The sequence below is a fragment of the Streptomyces sp. NPDC093085 genome, assembly GCF_040683935.1.
GTDB lineage: Bacteria > Actinomycetota > Actinomycetes > Streptomycetales > Streptomycetaceae > Streptomyces.
In genome coordinates, this window is the sequence record NZ_JBFBFB010000014.1 from 124,003 (window position 1) to 139,051 (window position 15,049).

The following is a 15,049-nucleotide window of genomic DNA, read 5'->3' on the forward strand; positions in this document are numbered from 1 at the left end:
GGACGTACCGCTGCTGGCCGAGGTGATGCCCTGGTCGGTGCCGGCGCTGCGGCTGGGCCGGGGGTGGGTGATGGCGCCCGACCCCGGTTCGCTGACCGCGCGCTGGGAGCGGCTGGTACGGGCCGAGGGCGCGGAGCGCGCGGAGCTCTTCGGGGTGAGCCGGGCGCGTACGCCGCAGAGCGCCGTGCCCGCGCTGCCCGGACAGGCCACCGGCACCGGGCGGTTCGCCCGGGAGCGGGAGGACGGGCGGTGCCCGGAGCCGGTGCGGATCGCGCACGGCCCCTTCGACCAGCAGTGGCTGATCCCGGATCACCGGCTGATCGACGCCGCGCGCCCCGAGCTCTGGCGGGTGGCCGACGCGGCGCAGCTCTTCGCGGTGGAGCAGGGGTACGGGGTGCGGCCGGGGCCCGAGCCCGCGGTGCTGGTCAGCGCCCTTCTCCCGGACGGCCGCTCCCCCGCGGGGCCGCCCGCCCGGATCCGGCCGCTCTACCGGCGTCCCGGCGGCCGGGAGCCCAACCTCGCCCCCGGGCTTACCGCGCTGCTGGCCGGCCGGCTCGGCCGTCCGGTGACCGCCGAGGAGGTGGTGGCGTGGGCCGTGGCGGTCGCGGCGCCCTCCCCGGCGGGCGCGGTGGTGCCGTTCACGGCGGACCCCGGGGTGTGGGCGCGCGGGGTGGCGCTGGGACGGCGGCTGACCTCGGTCCAGCTTCGGGGCGCGCACGGCGGTGACCGCCCCCGGCTGCCCGGCGGGCGCCGCCCGTACGTCCGGGCCGCCGTGCCGGAGCGGCCGGAGGCGCTGACGTACGACGCGGCGGAGGAGGTGCTCCGGATCGGCACCGGCCGGATCTCCCCCGTGCCCGCCGGGGCCTGGGAGTTCACGGCCGGCGGGGCGCGGACGCTGGAGACCTGGTTCGAGGGCCGGACCCGCCTCGTGGAACCGCCCGCGCCCGGCACCCTGGAGGCGATCCGCCCGTCCCGCTGGCCCCAGGAGTGGACCTCGGAGCTGCTGGAGCTGATCACGGTCCTGGCCCTGCTCGCGGAAGCCCGCCCGGAACAGGCCCGGCTGCGCGCGGAGATCCGGACCGCGGCCGGGGCCTCCGCCGGGGCCGGCGCCCGCACCGGGTCCGGCGCCGTCGGGCGGGCCGAGCTGCGCGCGGCCGGCGTCCTCCCGGTCCCGTCGGCGGCCCGCCGCCCGGCCTCGGTCCTCGACCACCACGAGGAGGGCCCGGAGGGCCAGTTCGCCCTGGTCTAGGGCGGGTTACCGGGCGGCCCCGGGGCGCGTAACGGCCCCGTCGGGCGCGTACCACGCCTCCCGGGACACGTACGGCGCCTCCCGCAGGCGGCACCCGCACGCCCGGACGCGTACGGCACCTCCCGGGCACGCGTCGCGACCCCCCGTGGCGCGCCGGGCCCCCGGGGCGTACGGCGCCTGCCGGAGGAGGGCCTGCGGCACCCCCGGCACGAACCCCCACGGCGCCTCCCCGCACCCGGACCTCCCCCGGACCTCACCCGCCCCTCACCTGCTCCTCCCCCGCCCCTCACCTGTCCCCGCGCCCGGCGCCGCCCCCGGCCGCCTTCGGGTCGAACGCGTCGAGGACGCGGTCCACCGCCCGGGCGAAGACCGCGTCCAGGTCGATCGGCCCGGCGTCCTCGGCGAGGGCCGCCGCCAGTCGCGGGTAGCGGCCGGTGGACAACTCGCCCACCATGTACGCGATCCGAACCTCGTGCTCGCGCTCCGCCGACCAGGGCAGGGAGCGCACCCGCTCCGCCGTGTGCAGCTCGTTGGACATGTACGTCGTCACCACACCGTTGACCATGGCGATCAGCTCCATCTTCTCCCCGTAGGAGAGTTCGAGCCCGTCCAGGCAACTCAGGCTGTACTCCAGGAAGCTGATCACATTCGGGCTGAATCCGTACGCGCTCGACATCAGCCCCGCCATCCACGGATGGTCCCGCATCATGCCGCGCGCCCGGTACGCGATCCGGGTCAGGTCGGCGCGCCAGTCGCCGGTCGGGCCCTCGGGCAGCGGATACGCGCCCGCGACCGCGTCGACCATCAGCTCGTACAGATCCCCCTTGCGCGGGATGTAGTTGTAGAGCGACATCGTGCCGCACCCCAGCTCGCCCGCCAGTTGCCGCATGGTCACCGCCCCGATGCCGCCCGCGTCGGCGATCCGGACCGCGGCGGCCGCGATGTCGGCGCGGCTGTACGCCGCCTTCGGCCCGCGCCCGGCCCGCTCGGGGCGCGTCCAGATCACTTCGGGTTCAGCAGGTCGCCCCGCCATCGATCATCACCTCGCCCACCATCCTAGTTACGTACAACGTACGTAGTGCGGTACGGTGGGCCGCATGACAACTACGTACGCTGTACTTAGTGAAGGTCTGGAGAAGCGCTTCGGCCGCTCCGGCGACGCGCGCGGCAAGGGCTCCGGCGGGGTGACCGCCCTCGACGGGCTCGACCTGGCGGTGGCGGAGGGCACCGTCTGCGGGGTGCTCGGGCCGAACGGCGCGGGCAAGACGACCGCCGTACGGGTGCTGACCACCCTCAGCGCCCCCGACGCGGGCACCGCACGGGTGGCGGGGCACGACATCGTCCGCGAGCCGGGCGCGGTGCGCCGCGCGATCGGGGTCGCCGGCCAGTACGCCAGTGTCGACGGCGAACTGACCGGCCGGGAGAATCTGCGGCTCTTCGCCCGGCTGCGCGGCGTCCGGGGCGCGGCGGGCAAGGCGCGCGCCGAGGAGCTGCTGGCGCGGCTGGAGCTGACGGAGGCCGCGGACCGGGTCGCCCGTACCTACTCGGGCGGGCTCCGGCGCCGCCTCGACCTGGCGGTGAGCCTGCTGGTGCGGCCCCGGGTGCTCTTCCTGGACGAGCCGACGACCGGCCTCGACCCGCACAGCAGAGGCCAGATCTGGGACACGGTGCGGGCGCTCGCCGACGAGGGCACCACGGTCGTCCTGACCACGCAGTACCTGGAGGAGGCCGACCGGCTCGCCGACGACATCGTGCTGATCGACCGGGGCCGGGCCGCCCACCGGGGCACCCCGGCGGAGCTGAAGGCCAGGATCGGCTCGTACGCGGAGGTCGTCCTCGCCGAGGAGGAGCACCCGGACCCGTCCTGGGGCGCGCTGCGCAGGGCCGCGGGCGTGCTCGACCACCTGACCGGCGCGGAGCCCGTGCTCGACCGGGAGCGCCGTACGGTCGGCGCGGTGGCCGCGGACCCGGCGCTGACGCTGCCCCGGATCGTCCGCGAACTGGACGCGGCGGGCGTGCCCGTGGTCGACGTGAGCCTGCGTCCGCCGACGCTGGACGAGGTCTTCCTCCGGCTCACCGGCCGCACGGACCCCCTCGGCACCACCTCGCCCGCCCCGTCCGCCCCGTCCACCACCACCGCCGCCGCCCCGGCGGCCCCCGCGACGAAGGAGCACCCCGCATGAGCACGGCACTGGCCTATGAGAGCGGCGCGGTCCTCGCCCGCCACCTCCAGCGGATCCGGCACGCGCCGGGCGTGGTGATCCTGACCCAGAGCATGCCGATCAACATGCTGCTCTTCTTCGGCTATGTCTTCGGCAGCGCGCTGGCGATGCCGGGCGGCGAGTACCGCGCCTACCTGGTACCCGGGCTGCTCGCGGCGACGGCCGCCGGCGGGCTGATGACCGGGATGTTCCAGGCGTCGCAGGACGCGCAGCGCGGGGTCATGGACCGGTTCCTGACGCTGCCGATGCACCGGCTCGCCGTGCCGCTGGGCCAGACCCTGGCGGATCTGCTGACCACCGTCGTGGGGCTGGTGCCGCTGCTGCTGGTGGGGCTCGCGGTGGGGTGGCGGATCGAGGACGGCGGCGCGGGCGCGCTCGGCGCGGTGGGGCTGCTGCTGGCCTTCCGGTTCGCCACCACATGGGTGGGCACGTATGTGGGGCTGCTGGTACGGAACGAGGAGATCGCGGGCCAGCTCGGGGCGGCGACGTTCGTACTGCCGCTGCTGTCGAGCGCGTACATCCCGACGGAGGGACTCTCCGGGTGGCTCCGTACGGTCGCCGAGTGGAACCCGATCACCGCGCTGGCCGGGGCGGTCCGCGAACTCTGCGGCAACGCGGCCCCGGCGGCGGACGCGGCGTGGCCCGCCGCGCATCCGGTGGCCGGATCCTTGCTGTGGTCGGCGGTGCTGCTCGCCGTTTTCGTCCCGCTGGCGGTGCGGCGGTACGCGCGGGGAGACGCGTGAGCCGGTCATGAGCCGGTGCGGGGACGGGGGTTATGGGCCGCAGGCGGCCTGGGCCGGTGCCGGGGAGCGGACTCACCGGCCGGGACGCCGCGGCGGGGACATGGGTTGCGAGGGGGAGGGAGGAGGAGGAGGTCGCGGCGGACGCTCGGCAGGACCACCGGAAGGTGCCGATGGTCCGGACACGGCGGCGCCGCGAGGCCGACAGGACCGGGAGGCCCGGGCCGCTCGGGTCAGCGGCGGCTGCCGAAGAGCGTCCGCCGCAGGCGCCTGAGCGGCGCGAAGAGCGAGACCCGCGCGCTCCGGCGGCTCCGGTGCCGCTCCGAGCTGTCCCGTGCGGTCAACTCGCGCATCAGCAGCGTCGCTTCGACGGTCTCCCGCTGCGGCACGGCGGGACCGCCGAGCACCGAGAGATGTCGGTCGAGACGCGAACTGGTCGCGCTGCTCCCGCAGGTGATCGCAGGGATACGCGCCCTGCTGTGCACCGTTATCTGTTCCATTCCACTCCCCACCCGTACGAGGGCACCCGGTTCGGGCAGGTTAACCCTATCGCCCCTTCAGGACACCCGTGTATCCCGCCTTCGGGCGGAACCACACCCGTACGAGGAGGAGGCGAGGTGACCCGATCTATCTGAATTCAGGGCGAGTTGGACAGTTCGCCCGATGAGGGACGCGGCGGGCCGGGCCGGGTTCCCGGCCGAGCAGGACGGGGGTCCGCTCGACCGGGAACCCGGCGCCCGGGCATCCGTCAGGCGGCGGAGGAGAAGACCGGCAGATACCCCATGGACTGGCCGGCGGCCGTGGGGTGGTAGGACTCGCCGATGTCCAGCACGTTCAGGCTGTGCAGCCAGGAGCCGCTGGAGCAGATCTCGTGCCCGGTGAAGGCCCCGGCGACCCCCGCGAAGGTGAAGCCGTGGTCGGCGGCGCGCTTGGCGGTCGCGTCGTTGAGGTAGTCGGAGGCGTTGTTGATCGCGGCGCGCTTCGTCTCGCTCAGCCCGGCCACACAGGTGCCCTGGAGCTGGTAGAAGCGCGGGTAACCGAGGACGACGACGCGGGCGTTGGGCGCCTTGCCTCTGATGGCGTTGTAGACGGTGTCGAGGTTGCCGGGGAGCGTCGAGTCGACGTACGCGCGGGCCTGCGCGATCCGGTTGAGGCAGCTCGCCTCGGACTGGAGCACACAGACCGTCATCACATCGGAGAACCCGGCGTCGTTGCCGCCGATGGAGACGGAGACCAGCGTGGTGGTGGCGGTGAGCGGCCCGAGCTGGCTCGCGGTGACATCACCCGTACGAGCGCCGGAGCACGCGGTGAACGCGAACGACGCGGGGGCGTTCGCGGCGGCCCAGAGCGCCGGATAGGCCCGGGGGGTGCGTTTGCAGGCGCCGCTCGCACTGTCGTACGCGCCGGAGCCGACCCCCGAGGAGTAGGAGTCGCCGAGGGCGACGTAGTTGACGGCGGCGGCCGACTCGGCGGCCTGAACCGGTGCCGCACCGGTCAGGGCGAGCACCGCGCCGAGGAGCAGCGAGGACGAGAATGCCGTGATTCGGGCCAGTTTCATAGGACCTCTCCTTAGCAGGATTTCTGCCACAACCGTCGTACCAGCAGGGCGAGTTCGCTGGAAGTGTCCATGCCAAGAACGTTCGGTGAGAGTTTCCCACGCACCGTTATGAGTACACGGATCTGGCGGAATTGAGCGGAACTGATCAGGGAGGTTCCGGATGTGACCGTCGAAGTACGGCCAAAGAAGCAAAAAACCCCGCCGAGGTTCCAGCTCTTGCCATACAGTCCCAATCATCAATACCGTCGTACATCCACCTGCATCGGACCATCACGTCAACGGCTCCTGGGGAGGGCTTCCACCGTCGCGATGGCTCCCGGGCGGGGCGCGGTAGGGGGGTACCACGCTCGGTGGACGCGCGCTGCGCCACCGGGTCGCGGGCCGCGCTGTACGTACCACAAACTCACCCGTTTCGGCACGGCACGCACGGAGCGTACGGAGCACCTGAAGCGTACGAAGCGTCATGTGCCATGCCGTCAGCACGGCGTGCCGTCATGACGGGGTGAGAACCCCCCTTTCGAACCGGAAACAGCAGCCGGACCGCCCGGGGGTGGGCGGTCCACCGGACGAGAGGGAAAGAGACTCGTGAGCGCTTTTCTGCGCCCGGCGATACCGGGCGAGGATCCGTTGGACGTTCCCGCCGGGACCACGCGGGACGCCGTTCCGCACCCGTACCGGCAGATCTCCTCGCACCTGGCGATCACACCGCCGGTGAGCGTGGTGATCCCGGCGATGAACGAGGCCGAGAACCTGCCGTACGTCTTCAGGACCCTGCCCGAGTGGATCCATGAAGTCGTCCTGGTGGACGGGGACTCCACCGACGGGACGGTCGAGGTGGCGCGGGCGTTACGGCCGGACGTCAAGGTCGTCGCCCAGCGCGGCAAGGGCAAGGGGGACGCCCTGATCAGCGGCTTCGCCGCCTGCACCGGGGACATCATCGTGATGGTCGACGCGGACGGCTCGGCGGACGGGCAGGAGATCGTCTCGTACGTCTCGGCCCTGGTCTCCGGCGCCGACTTCGCCAAGGGCTCGCGCTTCGCCAACGGCGGCGGCACGGACGACATGACAGCCATCCGGAAGCTCGGCAACCGGGTGCTCTGCGCGGCCGTCAACGCGAAGTTCGGCGCCCGCTACACCGATCTCTGCTACGGCTACAACGCCTTCTGGCGCCACTGCCTGGACGAGATCACGCTGGACTGCACCGGCTTCGAGGTCGAGACCCTGATGAACATCCGGGTCGTCAAGGCGGGCCTGAAGGTGCAGGAGATACCGAGTCACGAGTACGACCGGATCCACGGGGCCAGCAATCTGAGAGCCGTCCGGGACGGGCTCCGCGTGCTCCGCGTCATCCTGCGCGAGCGCCGCGTCCCCCGCTCCCGCCGGCGCCGCCCGCCGGCCCTGCGCATCAACGTCCCGGCGGGGCCGCGGGGGGAGACGTCATGACGCGGCACGGTACGACGGGGACCCACGCCCCGGGGGGTGGCACCGGGGACCGGCCGGTCACCCCGGGGGGTGACACCAGGGAGCAGCCGGCCGCCCCGAGGGGTGGCACCGGGGAGCAGCCGGCCGCCCCGGGGGGTGACACCAGGGAGCAGCCGGCCGCCCCGCGCCACCGCTCCCTCACCCGCCCGTTCACCGTGGTCATCTGCGTCTACACCGAGGAGCGCTGGGCGGAGATCCGCGCGGCGGTCGACTCGGTGGCCCGGCAGTCGCTGCCCGCGCTGGAGACCCTGCTGGTGGTCGACCACAACCCGGCCCTGCTGGCCCGGCTCACCGAGGAGTACGCGGCGCACCGGGCGCGCGGGGAGGTCCGGGTGCTCGCCAACGCGGGCCCGCGCGGACTCTCCGCCGGGCGCAACACCGGGATCGCCGTGGCGCGCGGGGAGTTCGTGGCGTTCCTGGACGACGACGCCGTGGCCGAGCCGGAGTGGCTGCGCCGCTTCGACGAGGCGTACGGGGACGACCCGAGGATCCTCGCGGTCGGCGGCCGGACGGTCCCGGCCTGGGCCTCGGGGGGCAGGCCCGGGTGGTTCCCCGAGGAGTTCGACTGGGTCGTCGGCTGTACGTACCGGGGGGTGCCCGAGGGCCTGGTGCGGGTCCGCAATGTGCTGGGCGGCAACGCGTCGTTCCGGCGTACGGCGTTCGACACGGCGGGCGGCTTCGCCACCGGCATCGGCCGCGACGGCGACAGGCGCCCGCTGGGGTGCGAGGAGACGGAGCTGTGCATCCGGCTCACCGAGGCGGTGCCGGACGCGGTGCTGCTGGTCGACGACCGCGCCGTCATCCACCACCGGGTGCCGGCGGCCCGCGAACGGTTCGCGTACTTCCGTACCCGGACCTACGCCGAGGGCCTCTCCAAGGCGCTGGTCTCCCGGAGCGTGGGCGCGGACAAGGGGCTGGCCTCCGAACGCCGCTACACCACCCGGGTCCTCCCGGCCGGCATCGCCCGCGCCCTCCGCGACACGGCGCGGGGCCGCCCGGCCGGCCTGCTCAGGGCGGGGGCGATCGCGGCCGGCGCGGTGACGACGGCCACCGGCTACCTGGTGGGCCGCTACCGCACCCGGGGCGGGGCGGTCTCCTTCACCTCGGGCCCGATCGAACGCACCGGCCCCGGGGCACGGCCGGAACTGCGCGGCCGGTGGGAGGCGGCGGTATGACGGCGGAGGAAAACGAACCGAAGGACGTCACCGCCACCTCCGCCACCTCAGGCACCTCAGGCTCCTCAGGCACCTCCGCCACCTCAGGCTCCTCCGCTCCCACGGACCCCGGAGGAGCGACGGAGCCCGAGGACGCCGCGCCCCTCGGAAAGGGCGCTGCCCCCGGAAGGGCCGAGGCCCCCGGGGGCACACCCGCCGAGCGGTGCCCCGGGGGCGTACCGATTCTCATGTACCACGCGATCGCGGAGCGGCCCGCGCCCGCGACCCGGGCGCTCTCCGTCACGCCCGGCGCGTTCGCGGAGCAGATGGCGCTGCTCGGGGCGCGCGGCTTCACCCCCGTCACCACGGCGCGCCTCGCGTACGCCTGGCGCACCGGCGCACCGCTGCCGGAGCGCCCGGTGCTGATCACGTTCGACGACGGCTACGAGGGCGTCCACCGGCACGCGCTCCCCGTCCTGGCCGAGCACTCCTTCGCCGCGACGCTCTTCGTCTCGACGGGGTGGCTGCGCGGCCGGTACGAGACGGGGGGTGCCCCGGACACCATGCTCGACTGGGACCAGGTACGGGAAGTGGCCGCCGCCGGCCTGGAGATCGGCGGCCACAGCCACACCCACCCCCAGCTCGACCAGCTCGCCGACGGACCACTGCGCGGCGAGGCCGGGCGGTGCCGGGAGATCCTCGGCCGGGAGCTGGGCGCGGAGCCGGTCTCGTTCGCGTACCCGTACGGCTACTCCACCCGGCGGGTGCGGCGCGCCGTACGGGCGGCCGGGTTCGCGCAGGCACTCGCCGTGGGCAACGCGCTGGCCTGCCGGACCAAGGGCCCGTACGCCCTGGAGCGGATGACCGTACGCCGTACGACCGGGCTCGCGGAGTTCGGCCGGCTGGTGGCGGGCCGGGGCCTGCTCCGCTCCTTCGCCGGGGACCGGGCGCTGACCAAGGGATACGCGGTGATCCGCCGCGCCCGCCGGACGGTGACCGTGGTCCGCACGGCGGGACAGGGCGGCCCCGGCGGATGGTGAGCGGGGACGGTGGGGACGGTCACGGTCCCAGTGGGAAGGGCACCGACCGGCCTGACGGGCCCGACGGGCCCGACGGCAGGGCCGACGGCGGAGGCGGCGGCGCCGAGGGCGTGACCGACGAGGCCGGCACCGTGCCCGAGGGCGTGACCGACGAGGCCGGCACCGTGCCCGAGGGCGTGACCGACGAGGCCGGCACCGTGCCCGGCGGGGTGGGCGAGGAGGGCCCACCCCGCCGGGCGGGCCCGACCCGCCCGGCGGCCGGGGCGTGCTCCGGCGCCACAGGGCAAAACACCGTGCATCGGCCGTCCCCGTGCCGGATCATGGGCGCCATGTCCGCCAAGCCTCAGGAAGCCCTGCCGATCAGACTCACCGTCGACGACAGCGACTCGCCCTCGGATGTGGTCGACGCGCTGTTCCTCGGCCGCTTCGCCACGGGTGAGCAGCCGTACTCCCACAGTTCCACCATCGACCGGGTCAAGGCGGGCGCCGGCCTGCTGCCGCCCGGCGCCACCGTGCTCCGCCTCGCCCGTGACGACGACCGGAGCGCGACGCTCGCCGAGGGCGAGGGGTGGACCCTGCTGGTCTCCCGCTGGAACCGGGGCGCCGATGTGACGGTCACCGCCGTCACCGCCGAGCTGGCCGAGAAGATCCACCGGCAGGCGACGGACGGCGCGCGCGACGACCCGGAGCCGCAGCCGGAGAACGTGACGATGGGGTTCTGGTACGTGTCGCCCCGGCGCGGCCCGCACCGTACGACCCGGCAGATCGCCGCCGGTACCTGGGACGAGGTGCGGGTCAACTACACCGCGCCCGTGGCGGAGGCGATGGACCGGCTGATGAAGGTCACGCCGGACGACATCGCGGGCAGGCTGCTCCTTCTGCACGGGCCGCCGGGCACCGGGAAGACCTCCGCGCTCCGCACGCTGGCCCGTTCGTGGCGCGACTGGTGCCAGGTGGACTGCGTGCTCGACCCGGAGCGGCTCTTCAACGACGTCGGCTATCTGATGGACATCGCCATCGGCGAGGACGACGGCTCGGCCAAGGGCCGCTGGCGGCTGCTGCTCCTGGAGGACTGCGACGAGCTGATCCGGGGTGAGGCCAAGCACACGGCGGGGCAGGCGCTGTCCCGGCTGCTCAATCTGACGGACGGTCTGCTCGGGCAGGGCAGGAACGTCCTGGTCGGGGTGACGACCAACGAGGATCTGGAGCGGCTGCATCCGGCGGTGGTCCGGCCCGGCCGCTGTCTGGCAAGGATCGAGGTCGGCTCGCTGACCCGCGCGGAGGCGCTCTCCTGGCTGGGCCGGCAGGACGGCGAGGAGACCCCAACGGTGGCCCGGGACGGCGCGACCCTCGCGGAACTGTACGCCCTGCGCCGAGGCACGGGCCCGGCCTCGGTCCCGGCCCAGCCCTCGGGCGCGGACGCGGGGCTGTACCTGTAACGGCCTGGAGAGCGGCCGGGGATACGGGGGTGGTCGGGGGTGCCCGTATCGGATACGGGGGGGAGCGCGGGCGTCGCACGGGGCCTGAGGGGGGGCGTCGCACGGGACCCCGGCGGGTCCGGGGCGGGGTGCCCTGCGTAGCGAGGGTCACCCGCGGCGGGGGTGCCCGAGCGGGGTCACTTGGCGTAGACGGCCCGGACCGCTTCCTCCGCGGCGGCGAGCGCGGCGGCCCGGCCGAGTCCGAGGCGCTGGGCGCGCTCCGCGTACGTACGGGCGGCGGAGGCGGCCTCCCGGTCGGCGGCCTCCCCGGCCGCGGCGACGAACGTACCGTTTCTGCCGCGCGTCTCGATGACCCCGTCGGTCTCCAGCGCGCGGTACGCCTTGGCGACGGTGTTGGCCGCGAGACCCAGCTCCTCCGCGAGCCCCCGTACGGTGGGGAGCTTGAACCCGACCGGCAGCGCACCGGAGCGGGCCTTCGCTGAGATCTGGGTGCGCAGTTGCTCGTACGGAGCGGTCGCGGCCGCCGGGTCGATCACGATCTTCAAGGTCACGGGGTGATTCTCCCCCACCGGTGACGGGCGCCGAGCGGCACGCGGCAGAGCTGGCCGGAACGTGACGCGGAAAACCGGAGGCGCGCGGGCGGCCCGCGCACGTAAGGTCGCGCTCCATGACCGTGACTGTCCGTGATTTCCGCACCGAGGACGCGCCTGCCGTCGTCGCGCTGCGCCGTGCCTGTCTGCCGTTCGTCGTCGTCACCGAGAAGGCCCTCCTGTTCGAGGTGGCGAAGGCGAATCCGGCCAAGAAGTACCGCCTCCTGGTCGCCGAGGAGGAGGGTGAGGTCATCGGTACGGCGCATGTGGGCATCGCGTACGACAGCGAGGACCCCGGCCAGTCCTGGGTCACCCCGCATGTGCTCCCCGGCCGGCGCCGCCGTGGCGCGGGTTCGCTGATCCTGAGGACCGCCGAGGAGCACCTCGCGGCACACGGGGCGACCAGCGTCTACGCCTGGGCGCTGGACGACCCCGGCAGCCTCGCCTTCGCCGCCCGCCACGGCTACCGCCCCACGCGCTCCGCCCACTTCCAGCATCTCGACCTGGCAGGGGGCCCGCTGCCGGAGCTGCCCACGCCCCTCCCGGCCGGGGTGGCGCTCCGCACGGGCACGGCCTACGAGGCCGACCCGCGCCCCCTGTTCGAGGCGGACGCGGAGGTGACCTCGGACGAGCCGAGCGATATCGCGACGGCCCTGGACGACTACGAGGACTGGCTCGGCCACACCTGGGACCACCCCTGTCTGGACCGCGAACTGACCACGGTGGTGGAGGTGGACGGCGAGGTCGCCGCCTTCACTTCGGCGTACACCGACGGCGCCACCCGCTACGTGACCGGCATGACCGGCACCCGCCGCGCCTTCCGGGGCCGGGGCCTGGCCAAACTCGCCAAGACGGACTCGCTGCGCCGGGCCGGGGCGGCGGGCTACCGGGACGCGTTCACGTCGAACGACGCGGACAACGGGCCGATGCTGGCGGTCAACCGGTGGTTCGGCTACGAGATCCACACCTCCGAGGTACGACACGTACGCCCCCTGAATTGACGCCTCGCCCCCGGCCCCGGCCCCTCCCCCTCCGTGCCGCTGCCCGCGTTCGCCCAGTGCCTGTGTCACATCCTCTTTCCGCAGGTAGCGGCGGATGCGGGCCGCGTCGCGGACCTGGACGCCGGCCTTCGCCCAGCGGGCGAAGTAGCCGAACACAGTGCGCCACGGAATGCCGAAGTCGGCGGGCAGCGCCCGCCACTTCGTCCCGTTGCCGGTGATGTAGCGGATCGCGTCGACGACGCGCCGACGGGGCCGCTTCTCCGGGGCCCCTCCCGGGGCGGTCCGGCAGGCGGGAACCGGCAACAGCGGTTCCAGGAGCAACCATTCGAGGCTTATCTGGAGGAACGCCGCCCGAGCCTCGACCACACCTCGCTTCAGCACCTGGCGAGCCGGCTGGTGGGCGCCTTCTGGGCCGACATCGAGAAACACCACCCGGGCATCGACACCCTGGACCTGCCCACAGAGGTCGCCGAGACAGGGAAGGAACGGATCAGATTCACCACCCGGGAGGGCAAGGCCCCCATCCCTCGCCAGACCCGGACCGCCGTGCTGACCGGAGTCCGTGCCCTCTACCTGGACATCCAGCAGTGGGCTCTGGAGGACCCGGGCTGGGCAGCCTGGGCCGTCCCCAGTCCCGTCCGCGAGAGCGACACCGGCGGGTTCACCAAGGTCAAGAAGAAGGTCCGGGCCAAAATGCGCCAACGGGTACGCGAACGGCTGCCCCGACTCCCCGAACCGGTGAACACCACCGAAACCCGTCACAGCACGCAGAAGAAACTGCTGGCCGCAGCCCAAGTCACCGCCGTCGGAGAGATCTTCGACCACGAAGGCCGGCGCTATCGCCGCATCAGCCGCCGGGGGGTCCGACCCAAGACGCGCTTCCAGCACCGGCCGGAGATGGTACTGATCGAGGACATGGCCGGCGGACTGCCCGTCCACATCGCCGCTCGCTTGCTCGGCCATACCCGTACGAGCACCACGGAGGCGTATCTGGCCGTCTTCCAGGAGGATCTGATCCGCTCCTACCGGGCCTTCCTCGACCAGCGGCGAGCGACACGACCCGCAGCGGAGTACCGCGAACCCGCGACGGACGAGTGGCGCGGGTTCCGGGAACACTTCCACACCCGCAAGCTGGAGCTCGGCGACTGCGCGCGACCCTAACGAAGCCGCGGCAGCAGCCAGGGTGGTCCTACCGACCTCGGCATGCCCCTCATCACGAGGCCACGGTCGGGGCCTGCCCGAGGAGGGGGGCGAAAATCGCCGTGCGTGCTTAGCCGTCCTCGAAGCCGTAGTACGTGTCCGATTCGTCGGTGGCGTCGGCGAACTCCGAGAAGTCCATGTTGGCGATGGTCAGGTTGTTGGAGACATCGGCGTACCAACGGGGCGGAACCCGGAACGTCCGGCCGGGTTCGTCATACAGGTCGACGGCCAGGAGCAGATGCTCCTCGCCGGTCATGGTGGTCGCGTCAGCGAGGAACACATAAGGCAGCTTGTCGTCGTCATCAGCGGCAGCATCCGCGTCGACCAACGCCTGAACACCGACATCGGTGAAGGAGGAGTCACTGACGAAAGTCGCGTTGCGGTAGTCGCCCGAGCCGTCGACCGCTGCTTGCACCGTCTCCCATGCCGCCTCGCTGCTGAAGTCGGTACGCAGAACCAGCGAGCTCAGATCATCAGGTTGAGGCAAGTCCATGCACGTCATCGTTCCACCCGAGACCAAATGCTTCTCAAGCGGCTCCAGTAGTGACAGGCCCAAGGCCGGAGGGCAGATGGCGCACGGCTGTCGACACGGCGTCCGCCACCGTGATCGTGTCGACAAGAACGTCACCCATGATGCTGGCACTGAGGGTGTAGCGGCTGTCCCGATGCGCGTCCAGGCAAAGCGGAATGACCGTGAGGCGAGGGCGAGTACTGGTGGAGAATCGCAGCGTCCAGTGGCTCGTGAATGGGTAGAGCCCCCGCAGTGCCGGTTGAGCGTATGCCGCCTTCACGAGGGCGCCATACTCGGGCCAGTCCACCTCGTCTGCCTCCGTGAGCAGGTGCTGCCACTCGGACTCGGCCAGTCGCACCGGATCGTGATCGGCCACCTCGAAGCGGCCAGTGAGGTGCACGAACGACGCGGCTCGGGAGATGTCGGCCAGCGCTGCCCCGTCGTGCCAGGCTTGCGCCGCCCTGGCGACCTGGGCCAGATCCTGCGTGGTTCCGTCGATCAGCGCCATGCCTTGGAATGACTCGCAGCCGCGGATTGACCACCGCCGTTCGGCTACCCACGCGGTGATCTCCAAGATCGTCCGTTGTGGAACGGTGCTCGCGACGACGGCGTGACGTAGTAGGTCGGATGCCGAGGCGGTGAACGGGACCGAGAAGCCTTCCTTGATTGCGGCGGCTCGGAGTGCCGCGGCGAGGCTCCCTTCCGAAGCAACGTCGGGATACAGAGCAGCAGGATCAATTGACGTGGCCATGGATCTGATTCTGCCGCAGCGATCATCCGGTCGGTCTCGCGAACCAGGCACCGCCACTCTTGGCCCGGGGAACGGCCCAGTGCGACGGTCATCACAAGTAGCACGTGTGCAG

15 protein-coding genes and 1 pseudogene are annotated in these 15,049 nt (G+C 72.9%); 9 read left to right on the forward strand and 7 right to left on the reverse strand.

What is annotated here, in order from left to right; translation table 11 throughout:
* Positions 1 to 25 precede the first annotated feature (25 nt).
* A complete protein-coding gene (locus tag AB0O07_RS29740) occupies positions 26 to 1,249 on the forward strand; it encodes a type ISP restriction/modification enzyme (RefSeq protein WP_365639203.1) in 1,224 nt (407 codons plus the stop codon).
* Positions 1,250 to 1,535: 286 nt separating this feature from the next.
* Here AB0O07_RS29740 and AB0O07_RS29745 read toward each other — a convergent pair whose 3' ends face one another.
* Positions 1,536 to 2,282 carry a TetR/AcrR family transcriptional regulator C-terminal domain-containing protein gene (locus AB0O07_RS29745; protein ID WP_365638979.1) on the reverse strand — a complete coding sequence of 249 codons (747 nt, stop codon included), beginning with the start codon at positions 2,280 to 2,282 and terminating at the stop codon, positions 1,536 to 1,538.
* A gap of 64 nt (positions 2,283 to 2,346) precedes the next feature.
* Between AB0O07_RS29745 and AB0O07_RS29750 the strand changes: the two genes are divergently transcribed.
* Together AB0O07_RS29750 and AB0O07_RS29755 are read left to right on the forward strand one after the other, a co-directional pair.
* A complete protein-coding gene (locus AB0O07_RS29750; RefSeq protein ID WP_365638982.1) occupies positions 2,347 to 3,432 on the forward strand; it encodes an ATP-binding cassette domain-containing protein in 1,086 nt (361 codons plus the stop codon).
* A complete protein-coding gene (locus AB0O07_RS29755) occupies positions 3,429 to 4,214 on the forward strand; it encodes an ABC transporter permease (RefSeq protein WP_365638984.1) in 786 nt (261 codons plus the stop codon). The genes AB0O07_RS29750 and AB0O07_RS29755 overlap by 4 nt, the downstream gene beginning before the upstream one ends.
* 230 nt (positions 4,215 to 4,444) lie before the next feature.
* Here AB0O07_RS29755 and AB0O07_RS29760 read toward each other — a convergent pair whose 3' ends face one another.
* Together AB0O07_RS29760 and AB0O07_RS29765 are read right to left on the reverse strand one after the other, a co-directional pair.
* The gene (locus AB0O07_RS29760) at positions 4,445 to 4,711 is read right to left on the reverse strand and encodes a hypothetical protein (RefSeq protein WP_365638985.1); all 267 of its coding nucleotides are present in this window, start codon (positions 4,709 to 4,711) and stop codon (positions 4,445 to 4,447) included.
* A 248-nt stretch (positions 4,712 to 4,959) separates the two neighbouring features.
* Positions 4,960 to 5,769, reverse strand: a complete 810-nt coding sequence (locus AB0O07_RS29765) for an SGNH/GDSL hydrolase family protein (RefSeq protein WP_365638987.1) — start codon at positions 5,767 to 5,769, stop codon at positions 4,960 to 4,962.
* A gap of 585 nt (positions 5,770 to 6,354) precedes the next feature.
* On the opposite strand from AB0O07_RS29765, the gene AB0O07_RS29770 reads away from it, so the two are divergent.
* The 4 genes from AB0O07_RS29770 to AB0O07_RS29785 all read left to right on the forward strand — a co-directional run bounded on the left by AB0O07_RS29770 (position 6,355) and on the right by AB0O07_RS29785 (position 10,884).
* A complete protein-coding gene (locus AB0O07_RS29770) occupies positions 6,355 to 7,212 on the forward strand; it encodes a glycosyltransferase family 2 protein (protein ID WP_365638989.1) in 858 nt (285 codons plus the stop codon).
* 194 nt (positions 7,213 to 7,406) lie between these two features.
* Positions 7,407 to 8,426, forward strand: coding sequence for a glycosyltransferase family 2 protein (locus tag AB0O07_RS29775; protein WP_365639205.1), 1,020 nt, complete (start codon positions 7,407 to 7,409; stop codon positions 8,424 to 8,426).
* A 227-nt stretch (positions 8,427 to 8,653) separates the two neighbouring features.
* A complete protein-coding gene (locus AB0O07_RS29780; RefSeq protein ID WP_365639207.1) occupies positions 8,654 to 9,445 on the forward strand; it encodes a polysaccharide deacetylase family protein in 792 nt (263 codons plus the stop codon).
* A 329-nt stretch (positions 9,446 to 9,774) separates the two neighbouring features.
* Positions 9,775 to 10,884: a DUF5925 domain-containing protein gene (locus AB0O07_RS29785; protein ID WP_365639210.1), complete on the forward strand. Its 1,110-nt coding sequence runs from the start codon at positions 9,775 to 9,777 to the stop codon at positions 10,882 to 10,884.
* 176 nt (positions 10,885 to 11,060) lie between these two features.
* Here AB0O07_RS29785 and AB0O07_RS29790 read toward each other — a convergent pair whose 3' ends face one another.
* Positions 11,061 to 11,435, reverse strand: a complete 375-nt coding sequence (locus tag AB0O07_RS29790) for a GntR family transcriptional regulator (RefSeq protein WP_365638991.1) — start codon at positions 11,433 to 11,435, stop codon at positions 11,061 to 11,063.
* Between the two features lie 116 nt (positions 11,436 to 11,551).
* Between AB0O07_RS29790 and AB0O07_RS29795 the strand changes: the two genes are divergently transcribed.
* A complete protein-coding gene (locus tag AB0O07_RS29795) occupies positions 11,552 to 12,475 on the forward strand; it encodes a GNAT family N-acetyltransferase (RefSeq protein WP_365638994.1) in 924 nt (307 codons plus the stop codon).
* Positions 12,476 to 12,562: 87 nt separating this feature from the next.
* Here the strand turns inward: AB0O07_RS29795 and AB0O07_RS29800 are convergent.
* A pseudogene (locus tag AB0O07_RS29800) lies at positions 12,563 to 12,841 on the reverse strand (transposase); the annotation flags it as partial.
* Positions 12,842 to 12,871: 30 nt separating this feature from the next.
* On the opposite strand from AB0O07_RS29800, the gene AB0O07_RS29805 reads away from it, so the two are divergent.
* On the forward strand, positions 12,872 to 13,636 hold the full coding sequence (locus tag AB0O07_RS29805) for a hypothetical protein (RefSeq protein WP_365638996.1): 765 nt from the start codon (positions 12,872 to 12,874) through the stop codon (positions 13,634 to 13,636).
* 109 nt (positions 13,637 to 13,745) lie between these two features.
* Here AB0O07_RS29805 and AB0O07_RS29810 read toward each other — a convergent pair whose 3' ends face one another.
* Together AB0O07_RS29810 and AB0O07_RS29815 are read right to left on the reverse strand one after the other, a co-directional pair.
* Positions 13,746 to 14,162, reverse strand: a complete 417-nt coding sequence (locus AB0O07_RS29810) for a hypothetical protein (RefSeq protein ID WP_365638999.1) — start codon at positions 14,160 to 14,162, stop codon at positions 13,746 to 13,748.
* Between the two features lie 40 nt (positions 14,163 to 14,202).
* The gene (locus AB0O07_RS29815) at positions 14,203 to 14,937 is read right to left on the reverse strand and encodes a DUF6193 family natural product biosynthesis protein (RefSeq protein ID WP_365639001.1); all 735 of its coding nucleotides are present in this window, start codon (positions 14,935 to 14,937) and stop codon (positions 14,203 to 14,205) included.
* Between the last annotated feature and the right edge of the window lie 112 nt (positions 14,938 to 15,049).